This window comes from Stenotrophomonas sp. FBCC-B152, assembly GCF_059134105.1.
On the sequence record NZ_CP101442.1, the window covers coordinates 297,204 to 310,577 of the forward strand.

The 13,374-nt window shown below is 68.9% G+C and carries 14 protein-coding genes; 4 read left to right on the plus strand and 10 right to left on the minus strand.

Going from position 1 to position 13,374, the window contains the following annotated elements:
* Window positions 1–3: 3 nt before the first annotated feature.
* The 8 genes from apaG to NMB40_RS01365 form a co-directional block, all read right to left on the minus strand.
* Window positions 4–387 (minus strand): Co2+/Mg2+ efflux facilitator ApaG/CorD, encoded by a 384-nt coding sequence (apaG, locus tag NMB40_RS01330; RefSeq protein WP_214904791.1) that lies wholly within the window; start codon window positions 385–387, stop codon window positions 4–6.
* Window positions 388–408: 21 nt separating this feature from the next.
* Complete coding sequence (gene rsmA, locus NMB40_RS01335; RefSeq protein ID WP_494359916.1) at window positions 409–1,224, minus strand: 16S rRNA (adenine(1518)-N(6)/adenine(1519)-N(6))-dimethyltransferase RsmA; 816 nt, start codon at window positions 1,222–1,224, stop codon at window positions 409–411.
* A complete protein-coding gene (pdxA, locus tag NMB40_RS01340) occupies window positions 1,221–2,201 on the minus strand; it encodes a 4-hydroxythreonine-4-phosphate dehydrogenase PdxA (protein ID WP_494359917.1) in 981 nt (326 codons plus the stop codon). Before pdxA ends, rsmA begins: the two co-directional genes overlap by 4 nt.
* Window positions 2,202–2,211: 10 nt before the next feature.
* Window positions 2,212–3,564, minus strand: coding sequence for a peptidylprolyl isomerase (locus NMB40_RS01345; RefSeq protein ID WP_494359918.1), 1,353 nt, complete (start codon window positions 3,562–3,564; stop codon window positions 2,212–2,214).
* Window positions 3,561–6,011 carry an LPS-assembly protein LptD gene (lptD, locus tag NMB40_RS01350; protein ID WP_494359919.1) on the minus strand — a complete coding sequence of 817 codons (2,451 nt, stop codon included), beginning with the start codon at window positions 6,009–6,011 and terminating at the stop codon, window positions 3,561–3,563. Before lptD ends, NMB40_RS01345 begins: the two co-directional genes overlap by 4 nt.
* A 132-nt stretch (window positions 6,012–6,143) precedes the next feature.
* Complete coding sequence (locus tag NMB40_RS01355; protein WP_494359920.1) at window positions 6,144–7,055, minus strand: histone deacetylase family protein; 912 nt, start codon at window positions 7,053–7,055, stop codon at window positions 6,144–6,146.
* A 30-nt stretch (window positions 7,056–7,085) separates the two neighbouring features.
* Complete coding sequence (locus NMB40_RS01360; protein WP_494359921.1) at window positions 7,086–7,640, minus strand: cob(I)yrinic acid a,c-diamide adenosyltransferase; 555 nt, start codon at window positions 7,638–7,640, stop codon at window positions 7,086–7,088.
* Window positions 7,641–7,651: 11 nt separating this feature from the next.
* The gene (locus NMB40_RS01365; protein ID WP_494361022.1) at window positions 7,652–8,236 is read right to left on the minus strand and encodes a hypothetical protein; all 585 of its coding nucleotides are present in this window, start codon (window positions 8,234–8,236) and stop codon (window positions 7,652–7,654) included.
* A gap of 85 nt (window positions 8,237–8,321) precedes the next feature.
* Between NMB40_RS01365 and ubiH the strand changes: the two genes are divergently transcribed.
* From ubiH to NMB40_RS01385, 4 genes are all read left to right on the plus strand, one after another.
* Entirely contained in the window at window positions 8,322–9,527 is a 1,206-nt protein-coding gene (gene ubiH / locus NMB40_RS01370) for a 2-octaprenyl-6-methoxyphenyl hydroxylase (RefSeq protein ID WP_494359922.1), read from the plus strand.
* Window positions 9,524–10,699, plus strand: coding sequence for a UbiH/UbiF family hydroxylase (locus NMB40_RS01375; protein ID WP_494359923.1), 1,176 nt, complete (start codon window positions 9,524–9,526; stop codon window positions 10,697–10,699). The genes ubiH and NMB40_RS01375 overlap by 4 nt, the downstream gene beginning before the upstream one ends.
* Before the next feature lie 115 nt (window positions 10,700–10,814).
* Window positions 10,815–11,156, plus strand: coding sequence for a hypothetical protein (locus tag NMB40_RS01380; RefSeq protein WP_494359924.1), 342 nt, complete (start codon window positions 10,815–10,817; stop codon window positions 11,154–11,156).
* A 145-nt stretch (window positions 11,157–11,301) separates the two neighbouring features.
* Window positions 11,302–11,727, plus strand: a complete 426-nt coding sequence (locus NMB40_RS01385; RefSeq protein WP_494359925.1) for a hypothetical protein — start codon at window positions 11,302–11,304, stop codon at window positions 11,725–11,727.
* A 7-nt stretch (window positions 11,728–11,734) separates the two neighbouring features.
* Here NMB40_RS01385 and rlmM read toward each other — a convergent pair whose 3' ends face one another.
* The gene (rlmM, locus tag NMB40_RS01390) at window positions 11,735–12,781 is read right to left on the minus strand and encodes a 23S rRNA (cytidine(2498)-2'-O)-methyltransferase RlmM (RefSeq protein ID WP_494359926.1); all 1,047 of its coding nucleotides are present in this window, start codon (window positions 12,779–12,781) and stop codon (window positions 11,735–11,737) included.
* A gap of 24 nt (window positions 12,782–12,805) precedes the next feature.
* Window positions 12,806–13,366: a nucleoside deaminase gene (locus NMB40_RS01395; protein WP_494359927.1), complete on the minus strand. Its 561-nt coding sequence runs from the start codon at window positions 13,364–13,366 to the stop codon at window positions 12,806–12,808.
* Window positions 13,367–13,374 lie beyond the last annotated feature (8 nt).

Sequence of the window (13,374 nt, forward strand, 5' to 3'; positions counted from 1 at the left end):
CCATCAGTGCAGCGTGCGCGGAATGGTCAACACGAAGGGCGCGATCGGGGCGGCGAACTCGGTGCCATCGTCGGCCACCATGTCGTAATGCCCCTGCATCGTGCCGTGTTCGGTTTCCAGCATGACACCGGAGGTGTAACGGAAGTCTTCACCCGGGCGCAGCCGCGGCTGCTCGCCGATCACCCCATCGCCATCCACGTGCTCCACCCGGCCATTGCCGTCGGTGATCCGCCAGTGGCGGGCCACCAGGCGCGCGGCCACGCGGCCGCCGTTGTGGATGCGGATCGTGTAGGCAAACGCAAACCGCCCGTCCTCGGGCGTGGACTGGTCATCGAGGAAGCGCGGGGCGACCTCGACCGAGATCGCATAGTGTGCAGCGTCGTTCATCAAGGCAGTTTAGTGAAAGTTTCAATCTTCCGCGCGCGGCACGTTCGCCAACGCGATGAACTGCGCCACTTCCAGCTGCTCGGCGCGCGCATCGCTGCGCACCCCGGCTGCCTCGAACTGCTCGGGTGTCACCACCCCATTCAGTGCGTTGCGCAGCGTCTTGCGGCGCTGGCCGAAGGCGGCGCGGACCACGTCCGCGAAGCGACGGCGGTCGATGATGCCCACCGTGCCGGGATCGCGCGGCACCAGCCGGACCACCGCCGAATCGACCTTCGGCGGCGGCCGGAACGCGCCCGGCGGCACCACGAACAGCGAGGTCACCTTGCACCAGGCCTGCAGCATCACGCTGAGCCGGCCGTAGACCTTGCTGCCCGGCGCGGCGGCCATGCGGTCCACTACTTCCTTCTGCAGCATGAAGTGCATGTCGCGGATCACCGCCGCATGGTCCATCGCGTGGAACAGGATCGGCGAGGAAATGTTGTACGGCAGGTTGCCCACCAGCCGGATCTGGCCGTCGCCGGCCACCTCGGTGAAATTCACCTGCAGCACGTCGCGGTGGATGATGGTGAGTTCGCCCAGCGGTTCTGCGGCCGCCGTCAGCGGCGCGATCAGGTCGCGGTCGAATTCGATCACGGTCAGGCGCGGGTGGCGGCGCAGCAGCGGCAGGGTGATGGCGCCCTGGCCCGGGCCGATTTCGACCAGGCGGTCGTCGTCCTTCGGGTTGACCGCCAGGACGATCTTGTCGATGTAGGTGCGATCGGCCAGGAAGTGCTGGCCCAGCTGCTTTTTGGCCGGCGCGGTAAACCCGGCGGCCGAGGGGGAATGCGGGGAAGTCATGGCACCAGTGTACGTTGGCGCGCCAGCCGGGCACACCACTGCGTGGCGGCAAGCAGGCTGGAGGGGTCGGCGATGCCGCGCCCGGCCAGGTCCAGCGCGGTGCCGTGGTCGACCGCCACGCGCGGGTAGGGCAGGCCCAGGGTGATGTTCACCGCCTGCTCGAAACCGCTGTACTTGAGCACCGGCAGGCCCTGGTCGTGGTACATCGCCAGCACCGTGTCGAACCCGGCCAGCTTCTGCGGCAGGAAGGCGGTATCGGCCGGCAGCGGGCCGACCAGGTCCATCCCTTCGGTGCGCAGCCGCGCGAGCAGCGGAATGACCAGGTCCAATTCTTCACGGCCCAGGTGCCCGTCTTCACCCGCATGCGGGTTCAGCCCCAGCACGGCGATCCGCGGCGTGGCGATGCCAAAGTCCCCCCGAAGCGCGCCGTGCACGATCCGCAGCGTGCGCGCCAGGCCATCGGCGGTGATCGCATCGGCCACCGCGCGCAGCGGCAGGTGGGTGGTGGCCAGCGTCACGCGGACGATGTCGTTGGCCAGCATCATCACCACCTCCACCCCGGCCTGGTCGGCCAGCAGTTCGGTGGTGCCGCTGTAGGCGATCCCGCCCTGGTTGATCACCGCCTTGTGCACCGGGCCGGTGACCACCCCGTGCAGGTGGCCGTCCAGGCAGGCCTGGCCGGCCTGCAGCAGCGCGCCGATCACCGCGCCGGCATTGGCCGGGTCGGCCTGGCCGAAGCGGGAGGGGGCCGCATTGCGGACCTCGCGCAACGGCAGATCGCCCGGCTGGCGGGCGATGGCGTCTTCAGGAAGCAGGTTCAGTGGCAGCGACAGTGCCGCTGCGGCCGCCCGCAACGTGTCCGGGTCGGCGAAGGCCAGCAGCCGGCAATCGGTGCGCGGCTGCTGGATCAGGCGAAGGCAGAGTTCCGGACCGATCCCGGCGGGCTCGCCCGGTACCAGAGCGAGCTGCGGGATCATCGCCAGTGCCTCAGGGCTTGGTCGGGGCCGGAGCCGGAGCTGCGGCCGGTGCCGCTGCCGGGGTGCGCAGGTCGACGTAGGCTTCGCCGCGCAGTTCCTGCAGGTAGCGGTTGTACTCTTCTTCCAGCTTGCGGCGGCCGATCGTCTCGCGGATCTGGGCACGCTTGTTGTCGGTGCCCGAATCGGTCTGGCGGGTCGCCACGCGCTGCACGATGTGCCAGCCGGCGTCGGTGCGGAACGGCTGGCTGACGCCGCCGTCGCTCAGGCCGGTGACCTGCTTGCCGAAGTCCGGGCCGAACGCCTCGGCCGGGAACCAGCCCAGATCGCCGCCCTGGCCCTTGCTGTTGGTGTCCTCGGACGAGGCCTTGGCTTCGGCCTCGAACTCGGCGCCACCGGCGATGCGCGCACGGATCGAGTCGATCTTGGCCTTGGCGGTGGCGTTGTCCTGCTGGTCGTTGACCCGGATCAGAATGTGCCGGCCGTGATATTCGGTGATGGTCTGGCCCGTGGTGGCGGCGCTGGCATCGCGCACTTCCACCAGCTTCAACAGCTGGAAGCCGCTCGGGCCGCGCAGCGGGCCGACGACGTCGCCGGCCTTCATGCCGGTCATCATCTGCGCGAACGCGCCGGGGATCTCATCCAGCGAACGCCAGCCCAGGTCGCCGCCTTCAAGCGCGTTGGGGCTGTCCGAATAGCGGACAGCGGCCGCGTTGAAGTCCAGCTCACCCTTGTCCAGCAGGCCCTTCACGCCCTCGACCTTCTTCTGGCCGGTGGCGATCTGCTCGGCGGTGGCGCCTTCGGGCAGGGCGATCAGGATGTGGGCCAGGTGGTACTGGGTGCCCGCCGTGGCTTCCTGCTTCAGCGCGGCATCCACTTCGCCCTCGCTGACGCTGATGCGGCTCTGCGCGAAGCTCTGGCGCAGGCGCTGCACGGTGATTTCATCGCGGACCGAGCTGCGGAAGTCGTTGAAATCCACGCCATCGGCGGCCAGGCGCTGGCGCAGGGCGTCCAGGTTGGAACCGTTCTGCTGGGCAATCGCGTTCAGGGCCTGGTTGAGCTCCTGGTCGCTGACCTTGATGCCACTGCCTTCGGCACGCGTCACCTGCAGCTTGACCAGCACCAGGCGCTCGAGCACCTGGCGGCTGAGCACGTCATCGGGCGGCAGCTGGCCTTCGCGGCCGGCGTACTGGGCCTTGATGTTGATGATGGCGCGGTCCAGCTCGCTCTGCAGCACGACATCCTCGTCGACGATGGCGGCGATGCGGTCCAGCGACTGGCCCTGCTGGGCCAGCACCTGCAGCGGCGCGGAGACGGTGCTGACCGCGATCAGGGAGGCGAGTAGGACGGGGAAGGTCTTGGTCATGGGATCAGGTTGGGATCGTAGTCTTCGCGCGTGGGGGCGCCCGTGTTGGCGGGCGGCACGAGATAGAGGTCGTCTCGGTAGTAGCCGAGAATAGCACGGCGCAAAGTGCGGTCCGTGTTCTGGCCGATGGAGCTCAGGCCCTTGAGCACGAACTCGATCTGGAAGGAATTGTTCAGCTCACCCTCGCGGTTGCGCACGTAGCGGCGGGCCAGGGCGCGTACCGCCAGGCAGCAGCTGTCCCACTGCACGCCGCCGATGATTTCCAGCGGCGCCTTGTCCTCGAGCGAGTAGTAGTAGCGGCCCACCACGCTCCAGGTCTGGTTGATCGGGTACAGGAAGGACAGGTCCACCTGTTCCAGCAGGGTGCGCTCTTCCTTGGTCGCGGTGGCCGGAGCGGCCGTGTTGAGGCGGTGGCGGTAGGTCAGGTTGACGATGCCGTCGTTGGACATCAGGTAGCGCGCACGCACGCTGGCCAGGTCCTCGCGCTTGTACTTGGGGTCCCACTGGTAGGTGGCGCCCAGGTTCCAGCGGTCGTTGATGGCGTAATTGGCATCGGCGATCCAGGCCGACTTGCCCTGTTCAACCTGCGTATTGGCATACGGCAGGCTCACACGCGAATCATCGAAGTACAGGATCTGCCCGACGCTGGCGGAGAAGCGCTCGCGACCGGTTTCCTGGTTGATGAAGCGGGTGCTGAGCGCCATGGTCAACTGGTTGGCGTCGTTCTGGCGATCTGCGCCGGTATAGCGGGAGTCGCGGAACAGCTGGCCCCAACTGAAGGTGAAGTCACGAGTATCGAAGATCGGAAGATCATTCTGGTCGCGGTAGGGCGTGCGCAGGTAGAACAGGCGCGGCTCCAGCGTATGCAGGTACGAGGTGCCGCCGATGGTAGTCTCGCGATCGAAGAACATGCCCGCGTCCAAGCTTGCGATCGGGACACTGCGGTGCGGCGAAGTGTTGCCCCGCAGCTGCTCGGGAGTAGGGTTGGTGATGCCGGCGTTGGCCAGCGCCTGCAACCGGGTCTGGTCCGCCAAGCCGCGGTCCAGCTCGTAGCCGGTGTAGCGGTAGGCCAGGGTCGGCGTGACATACCAGGACGCGCCTGCGAACGGGAACGTCACGTATGGCTTCACGTCCAGTCGCGAACCGTTGAAATACGGGGTCACCACGCCGCTGTCGGCATAGTCGTCATCGATGCCCAATTTCCCGTCGACGTCGTCATGGGTGAAGTGCACCGCTTCGGCGTAGACGCCCACTTCCAGCCACGGCAGCAGCGGCTTGTCCCAGTTGACGAACAGGCGGGGCTGCCGGGAGTAGGGCAGCGACGCGTCGGTCAGGGTGTAATCGGTGTTCTGCCAGTAATCGGCCATCAGCCCGGCGGTCCAGTTTTCACCGGTACCGTAGATGCCGACCTGGCTCTGCAGGCTGGAGGTGGTCACCCCCAGCAGCTTGCTGGAGAAGTCTTCGGTGTAACGCTCGTCGCTGACCCAGGCGATGTTGGCGCGGGCCTGCCAGTTGGCGTCGATGTTGTGGTAACCCTGGTACTCGACCTGGCCCCGGTCGCGGTCACGCAGCTTGTCATTGGGCAGGTAGGCGGTCTGCAGTTCGCCACGGCCGCCGTCATAGAGATAGCGGAACTCGTTGTCGAGCATCAGGCCGCGCTTGCTCATGTAGCGCGGGGTCAGGGTGTCGTCGTAGTTCGGCGCCAGGTTGAAATAGATCGGCTGGGCGTAGTCGAAGCCGTTGCGCCCGGACATGCCCAGCTGCGGGTACAGCAGGCCGGTCTGGCGGCGGTCGTCGATCGGGAACTTGAAGTACGGCGCCCACAGCACCGGCACGTTGCCGATGCGCAGCACCGCGTTGCGGGCGGTACCGAAGCCTTCGTCGTTGTCCACGTCGATCTGCGGCGCCGACAGCTTCCACACCGGCTGCGAGGGGTCGCAGGTGGTGTAGGTCGAGCGGTGCATCTGGCCCACCGAACCCTGCAGGTCGATCGAGTCGGCGGCGCCATGGCCGCGGCGGTCCACCAGCTGGTACTGGATGTCGCTGATCTTGTGGGTGTCCGATTCCTGGTTGCCTTCGGCGCGCTTGGCCTTCATCCGGATCGACGAATCCTGGTAGCGCACATTGCCTTCGGCGATGTAGTTGCCGCTTTCGGTGTCGAAGCTCAGGTGGTCGGTGCCCAGGAACTGGTCGCCGCGCTTGAGCGCCACGTTGCCCTGGTACTGCGGCACGGTTGCGGTACCGGAAAGCGTATTGCCTTCGATATCGGTGGGTTGCTGGTCGCGGGTTTCGGCCGCGGCCTTGTCCGCCACAGGGGCGTCCTGGAAGGCGGGCAGGACATCGGTCACCGGGCACAGGCCCCAGTTCACCGGTTTGTCGTCGGCCATGGCCGGCAGGCAGATGGCGATGCTCAGGGGGAGAGGCAGCAGGCGGAGGGCTCGGCGCACGCGGGATTCGGATTCGGACGAAAACGGATCGTAGCTTGCCCCATCCCTTGCATAGGGGCAATGAAGGCTTGCCGCAGCCGAGGGTTCAGGTTCATCCGGACCGTGGCAGCGACGGCCACTGGCCAGCACCCATCAGAGCATCGCGCCCACATGCGCGACAGCGCATTCGGCAAGGGCCTGCAGGTCGTATCCGCCCTCCAGCATGGACACCATGCGGCCGCCGCCATGGCGGCGGGCCAGGCCGCGCAGCTCGGCGGTGATCCAGGCGAAATCCTCGGTTTCCAGCATCAGGTCGGCCTGCGGATCGCGCAGGTGGGCATCGAAACCGGCCGAGACCAGCAGCAGCTGCGGGCGGAAATCGTCGATGGCCGGCAGCATTTCGTCGGCCCACGTGTTGCGGAAACGGAAGCTGCCGCTGCCCGGGGGCAGCAGGATGTTGAGCAGGTTGCCCGCGCCACGGTCGCGGCGCAGGCCCGAGTTGGGGAACAGCCCGGCCTGGTGCGTGCTGTAGTAAGCCACGCGCGGGTCGGCCACGAAGATGTCCTGGGTGCCGTTGCCGTGGTGGACGTCGAAATCGACCACCGCGATCCGCTCCAGCCCATAGCGGTCGCGCGCGTACGCGGCCGCGATGGCGATGTTGTTGAAGAGGCAGAACCCCATCGCGGTGGTCGCGGTGGCATGGTGGCCGGGCGGGCGCACCGCGCAGAACGCCACCGGATCCTCGCCCAGCATTACCGCATCGACGGCCACCACGCCGGCGCCGGCGGCATGCAGCGCGGCGCTGGCCGAGCCGGGCGAGGTCATGGTGTCCATGTCGATCAGCCGCAGCGGCTCGGTCTGCGGCGCCAGCACCTGATCGATCAGCGCGCTGTCGTGCACGCGCGCCAGTTCGCCGAACTTGGCCGGTGGCGCCTGGCGCCAGTCCAGCTGGTCGGGGTAGGCGGCCCGCAGGGCATCGAGCACCACCTGCAGGCGTTCGGGGCATTCGGGGTGGCCGCGGCCGGGATCGTGTTGCAGACAGGCGGGATGGGTGAAAACCAGCATGCGGACAGGGTTCCGGGGCGGTGGGGCGGCTCAGCCGTGGCGGCGGGTGTGCCGCCAGAGGACCTCGCCGTGGCCGTCGGCGCGGGCGAGCACGCGGGCCAGCACGAACAGCAGGTCCGAGAGCCGGTTGAGGTAATGCAGCGCTTCGGCGCGCACCGGTTCCTGGCGGGCCAGGGTGACGGTTTCGCGCTCGGCGCGGCGCACGATGGTGCGGGCCAGGTGGCAGCGTGCGGCGGCTTCGCCACCACCGGGCAGGATGAATTCCTTCAACGCGGGCAGGTCGGCGTTGTAGCGGTCCAGCTGGCGCTCCAGCGCCTCGACGTCGCCCGTCTGGATCGCCGCATGGCCGGGAATGCACAGCTCGCCGCCCAGGTCGAACAGCTGGTGCTGCACCGTGGTGAGCAGCGCGCGCACGTCATCGGGCAGCGCCACCGCCAGCAGCACGCCGAGCGCCGAGTTGGCCTCGTCCACGCTGCCGAAGGCGTTGACCCGTGCCGCATCCTTGTCCACCCGGCTGCCGTCGCCGAGGCCGGTGCTGCCGTCATCGCCGGTGCGGGTGTAGATGCGCGACAGCCGGTTGCCCATGCGTGCCGGGCTCAGTGCAGCGCGTCGCGGCGGGCGTGCAGCAGCTTGACGACCTGTTCGGTGGCCAGCTGCAGCGCGGCCGCCAGGCCGACGTAGATCGCGGCGGTACGCAGGTAGGGCAGGAACCAGTCCGCATAGTTCCGTGCCCAGCCCTGCAGGGTCGGTGCGGCGACCATGTCGCTGGCCCAGTAGAAGCCGCTCTGCGCGAACAGGTGGCACACCGCCACCGCCGCCAGCAGCAGGGCCGACGCCTTGGCCAGCGCGGTCCAGTCCGCGCCGTGGTAGCCCTTGCGCAGCAGCGCGCCACCGGCCCACATCGCGAAGTAGGCCGGCACCAGCAGCGCGGTACCCGGCGAGACGCAGTAATGCTGCCAGTAGCCGATGCCGCTGGCGCGGATCACCAGCACGTCGATCACGATCGCCAGCACCATCAGCAGCGGGAAGGCCCAGCGGGTCCAGCTGCGCAGGTGGAAGCCGGCAATGAAGAACACCGCCCACGAAGCGTCGGGGATCGCCGCGAAGTGATTGACCCGGGTCGCCGCCATCAGCAGCACGAGCACGAACAGGATGAAGGCGCGTTGGGCAGTGGTGGTCATGGAGGCGGGCGGTGGGAGTCCAGCGTTCATTCTAGCGCCTGCCGCCACGGGGCGTAGCCGGGCCGCACGCACTATCATGGGCGGCATGAGTGAACGTCATGACGTAGTGATCGTGGGCGGCGGCCTGGTTGGCGCCAGCCTGGCCATTGCCCTGGACCGGGCCGGCCGCGATGTCGGGCTGGTCGAGATCGCGCCGGCCGGCGCGCTGCCGCCGGTGTTCGACCAGCGCAACCTCAGTTTCGCCGCTGCCACGGTCAACGCCCTCACCGCGCTGGGGGTGATGCCGCTGCTGGGCTCGGCGGTGGGGCCGATCACCCGCATCCACGTCAGCCGCGCCGGGGATTTCGGCCGGGTCCAGATGGACGCCGCGCAGTACGATCGCCCTTGGTTCGGCCAGGTGGTGGTGGCCCGCGATTTTGGCCAGGCACTGGAAACCCGCCTGCAGGGCCTGCGTCACCTCACCCGCTACCGGCCCGCGCGGTTCGTGCGGCTGGGCGCCACCATCGATGGCTGCCGCGAAGTGGTGATCGCCGACGATAGCGGTGAGCGCACCCTGCTGGCGCGGCTGGTGGTCGGCGCCGATGGCACCCGCAGTGGCGTGCGCGAGGCGCTGGGCATCGGCGTGGACGAGCACGATTTCCAGCAGACCCTGTTCGTGGCCCGCGTGCGCGCGGCGCGCGCGCCGGACGGCACCGCGTTCGAACGCTTTACCGATACCGGCCCGACCGCCCTGCTGCCGCGTGGCGACCGCCACTACGGGGCGGTGCACGGCGTGGCCCGCGACCAGGCCGATGCGGTCCTGGCACTGGACGACGCGGCGTGGCTGGGGCGACTGCAGCAGGCCATCGGCTGGCGCGCGGGGCGGCTGCTGGAAAGCGGCCCGCGCAGTGCCTACCCGTTGGTGCAGGTGCTGGCGCAGGATCTGGTCGGCGAGCGCGCGGTGCTGCTGGGCAATGCGGCGCAGACCATCCACCCGCTGGGTGCGCAGGGCTTCAACCTGGGCCTGCGCGACGCGCTGACCCTGGCCGAACTGATCGAAACGGCTGACGACGTGGGCAGCGATGCACTGCTGCAGGCGCATGTCGCGCGCCGGGACGAGGATCGCCGCCAGACCATCGCGTTCTCCGGTGGGCTGGCGCGGCTGACCAGCAATCCCGCGCCGCTGATGCGGCCGCTGCGCAGCCTCGGGCTGCTGGCGGCGCAGGCCACGTCGATGCAGTCGATGCTGGTCGGCGGCGCGATGGGCTTCCGCGGCGAAGTTCCGGCGCTGTGCCGTGGAGCCGGCGCATGAGCCGGCGCGCGCGCGATGTAATCGTGGTGGGCGGCGGCGTGGTCGGTGCCGCCTGCGCATTGGCGCTGGCCGAGGCCGGGCTGGAGGTCACCCTGGTCGAAGGGCGCGAGCCGCCGGCGTGGCAGCCGCAGCAGCCGGACCTGCGGGTGTATGCCTTCGCCCCGGACAATGCGCAGCTGTTGCGCACCCTCGGGGTGTGGCCGGCGGTGCTGGCCGCGCGCGCCTGCGCGTACCGGCGCATGCGCGTCTGGGACGCTGCTGGTGGCGAGGAACTGCAATTCGACGCCGACCGCCTGGGCCGTGAGCAGCTGGGCTGGATCGTGGAGAACGACCTGCTGGTGGACCGGCTGTGGGCGGCCCTGCCGGCGGCGGGCGTGCAGCTGTGCTGCCCGGCGCGGGTGGACGCGCTGGAACAGGATGCCGACTGCGTGCGCGTGCGGCTGGAGGACGGACGCCGGCTGGATGCTGCGCTCGCCATCGCCGCCGACGGTGCGGACTCGACCCTGCGCCGCCTGGCCGGCGTGGAGGTCAGCCGGCAGGAGTACGGCCAGCGCGGCGTGGTCGCCTACATCGATACTGAACAGGACAACCAGGCCACGGCCTGGCAGCGCTTCCTCACGACCGGGCCGCTGGCGGTGCTGCCGGCCGGCACGCGCCGCAGCTCGATTGTGTGGACGCTGCCCGATGCCGAGGCCGAGCGCGTACTGGCGCTGGACGAGGCGGCCTTCAACGCCGAGCTGACCCGCGCCTTCGGCGCCCGGCTGGGCGCGATGACGCTGGCGTCGCGGCGCGCCGCCTTCCCGCTGCGCCGCCAGCTGGCCAGCGCCTACGTGGCCGGCCGCGTGCTGGCGTTGGGTGATGCGGCGCATGTGGTGCATCCGCTGGCCGGGCAGGGGGTGAACCTGGGCCTGCGCGACGTGGCGGCACTGCATGCCACGGTGCTGCGTGCCCTGCAGCGCCGCCAGGACTGGGCCTCGCCCGACCGCCTGCAGCGCTGGGCCCGCGAACGACGCAGCGAGAACACGGTGTCGGCCTACGGCTTTGACGCAATCAACACCATTTTTTCCAACGACGAGATGCATCTGACCTTGGCGCGTGGTTGCGCGCTGGGCAGCGTGGGCCGGCTGCCGCCACTGGTGTCGGCACTGTGGAAGCGCGCGGCGGGGTTGTAGGTCCCAGGGGATCGAAATCTGGAAGCGGGCCGGGCTGCCACTGCGCAGACTGCGGCGCGGCTGGCGCTGTCCGGCCCCGGCAACACGCCGCGCTTCCCACTACCGGAATTCCCCCATGGCACTTTCGCCCCTCGATCGTCCTCTCCAGCTCCCGGCGGCGGACCGCACCTTCGACCGCGCATCGCGAGGCGTCTCCGGCGGGCTCGGATTGCGGATCACCAGCGTGCGCAACAGTGGCATGGCGTCGAAGCCGCCGCGTGATTCTCCGATCGACACGCGCACTGCGCAGATCAGCGCCCCCAGGATTACCTCCCGTCAGGCAAAGGCAGTGCCGGACGCGCTGCGACGTGAGGGCCCCAGCGCCAGCTGCCAGGATGCACTGGACCGGTTGATGTCCACCAAGCAGGGCCGCCCCCTCAAGGAATGCCTCGCGCTCAATCCGCGCGGTCCCGCTTGACGCTGACCCGTGGCTTGCCGCAACCGGCCCGGGATGATTGATTCTTGAAAGTTGGTGACCCTTGCGTTTCAGCAGACTGAGCGGGTCTGGATGCGCCTCACCGTAACGGGGGCGGCCGCATCGCTCCCCTTCCCGAGGAAGCATCATGAGCATTGCCAAGGTTCTCAACCAGCTTTTCCGGCCGGCGTCGTTCAACGCCGAAAAAGCCGCGCGCGCCATCGTGGCCCACCCGAAGGCGGCAGCCGAAGGCTTCGGTGGGCTGCTTACCCATATCAACAACAAATGTCACCCATTCGGCATCGGTTGTCGTGGCCAGGAAGGCTTTCAGGCGCAGACGACGCTCGACAGGTTTGTTCGCTCACAGGGCGTCGGCGCCCCGACCCAGGCAGATGCGAAGCTGCTGCTTACCAGCCTCAAATGCCTGCAGCGTGACCTGGAAAGCCAGCGTCGCCCGGCCCAGTTGGCTGCCGGGACACACCCCAGCTGGAACAATGACCGCCTCAGCCAATTGAACAAGGCGCTGGAACTGACCCGCAGCCTGCAGCACTTCCGGGGCCCCGCCAGGGGCTGAGATTTCTTCAGCGCCCGGTCCAGGCCAGCACCGTGATCTCCTCACGGTCGTGGTAGAGCTGCTTGGCGCGCACGGTGAGCGGTCGCCCGGCCTGCGCTTCGAACAGCTCCAGGCACAGCCGGGTTTCGTCCCAGCGCTTCTTCATCGGCAGCTTGAGGTTGAAGATAGCGTGCCGGCACCAGCCCTCGCGGAACCACGTGGCCATGCGTTCGGCCACGCGGCGCGGCTGCTCGACCATGTCGCAGACCATCCAGTCCAGCGGCGCCTCGGGCTGCCAGTGGAAGCCATCGGCGCGCAGGTGTTCGACCAGGCCGGTTTCCAGCACGTGCTCGCGCAGCGGGCCGTTGTCCACGCTGATCACGTGCATGTGCTGGCGGGTGAGTACCCAGGTCCAGCCACCGGGTGCAGCGCCCAGGTCGGCCGAGCGCATGCCGGGCTTGACCAATTGTTCGCGCTCTTCCGGGCTCATCAGGGTCAGCAGTGCTTCGTCCAGCTTGAGGGCCGAGCGCGACGGGGCGTCGGGCAGCAGCTTCAGGCGTGGAATGCCCAGCGCCCACGGTGCGCTGTCGCGGGTATTGGCCACGCAGACGAACGCATGGCGACCATCGACGAACACGATGTGTACGCGCGGCAGGCTGGTGTTGGGTTTGTCGGTGAGCAGGCCGGCCTTGCGCAGCGCCGGGCGCAGTGCATTGCCGAAGGCGCGGGCCAGGCCCGCCAGCGGCTTGCCTTCATCCGAATCGGGATGCTCCACCCACATGTCGCCGAAGCGCTGCTGGCCTTCCAGCGCGGCCAGGATGGGGGTGATGCGGTCGGTCGGATCCAGCTCGCGCAGTTCGGCCAGCACCACCAGCTTCTGGCGGGCGAAGATCAGCGAACGCCAGGGCAGCGCCTTGGACAGCGCGGCGCCCTCATCGGTGGCAAACAGCACGTAGCCATCGTTGCGCTGGGTGCGGGCGTAACCGGCAATGTTGGCGTAGGCGGCACGCTCGGCCAGCTCACCGGCCAGCTCGGGTTCGAAGCCCTGCCGGCACAGGCACAGCAGGCCACTCATCGACGCACGCCCATGGCGTGGGAATCAGTAATGCGCACCGTTGATCTCCCCGTACTGGCGCAGCACTGCGCGCGCTGCATCGCGTTCGATGCCGCACACGACCTCGATGCCGCGCTTGTTGAGTTCGCCGATCCAGTCGGCCGGCAGCGGACCTTCATCGAACGGGGTCAGTTCTTCCACATCCTGCGCGCTGGCGCCGATCAGCAGCCGGTCGATGCCGGCCCAGATGGTGGCGCCGTAGCACTGGCAGCACGGCTGCGAGGAGGTGGCCAGGGTGATCGGCGACAGCACGTCGTTCAGGCGCGGGCTCTGCAGGCGCTGCTGGGCCAGCATGTAGGCCATGTTCTCGGCATGCGCCAGCGAGGTGCTGTGCGGCACCACGCGGTTGACGCCGGCCGCGATGACGCGGTCGTCCGGACCAAACACCACGGCGCCGAACGGGCCGCCGGTTTCCGCCTCGACGTTCAGCCGCGACAGTTCGATCGCCAGGGCGACCTTGGCGGCATCACCCGGATACGCACGGGCCAGGTCGATCTGGTCGTGGATCCAGGCGGGCAGGGTGAGGTGGACTTGCGCGTACAGCATGGGACGGG

What these genes read in the sequence shown, in the direction of transcription:
- NMB40_RS01355 (WP_494359920.1), bottom strand. Translation starts at nt 7,055, where the DNA reads ATGCTGGTTTTCACCCATCCCGCCTGTCTGCAACACGATCCCGGCCGC.
- NMB40_RS01375 (WP_494359923.1), top strand. Translation starts at nt 9,524, where the DNA reads ATGAGCCGGCGCGCGCGCGATGTAATCGTGGTGGGCGGCGGCGTGGTC.
- ubiH (WP_494359922.1), top strand. Translation starts at nt 8,322, where the DNA reads ATGAGTGAACGTCATGACGTAGTGATCGTGGGCGGCGGCCTGGTTGGC.
- NMB40_RS01380 (WP_494359924.1), top strand. Translation starts at nt 10,815, where the DNA reads ATGGCACTTTCGCCCCTCGATCGTCCTCTCCAGCTCCCGGCGGCGGAC.
- NMB40_RS01345 (WP_494359918.1), bottom strand. Translation starts at nt 3,564, where the DNA reads ATGACCAAGACCTTCCCCGTCCTACTCGCCTCCCTGATCGCGGTCAGC.
- NMB40_RS01365 (WP_494361022.1), bottom strand. Translation starts at nt 8,236, where the DNA reads ATGACCACCACTGCCCAACGCGCCTTCATCCTGTTCGTGCTCGTGCTG.
- NMB40_RS01385 (WP_494359925.1), top strand. Translation starts at nt 11,302, where the DNA reads ATGAGCATTGCCAAGGTTCTCAACCAGCTTTTCCGGCCGGCGTCGTTC.
- apaG (WP_214904791.1), bottom strand. Translation starts at nt 387, where the DNA reads ATGAACGACGCTGCACACTATGCGATCTCGGTCGAGGTCGCCCCGCGC.
- NMB40_RS01360 (WP_494359921.1), bottom strand. Translation starts at nt 7,640, where the DNA reads ATGGGCAACCGGCTGTCGCGCATCTACACCCGCACCGGCGATGACGGC.
- rsmA (WP_494359916.1), bottom strand. Translation starts at nt 1,224, where the DNA reads ATGACTTCCCCGCATTCCCCCTCGGCCGCCGGGTTTACCGCGCCGGCC.
- NMB40_RS01395 (WP_494359927.1), bottom strand. Translation starts at nt 13,366, where the DNA reads ATGCTGTACGCGCAAGTCCACCTCACCCTGCCCGCCTGGATCCACGAC.
- rlmM (WP_494359926.1), bottom strand. Translation starts at nt 12,781, where the DNA reads ATGAGTGGCCTGCTGTGCCTGTGCCGGCAGGGCTTCGAACCCGAGCTG.
- pdxA (WP_494359917.1), bottom strand. Translation starts at nt 2,201, where the DNA reads ATGATCCCGCAGCTCGCTCTGGTACCGGGCGAGCCCGCCGGGATCGGT.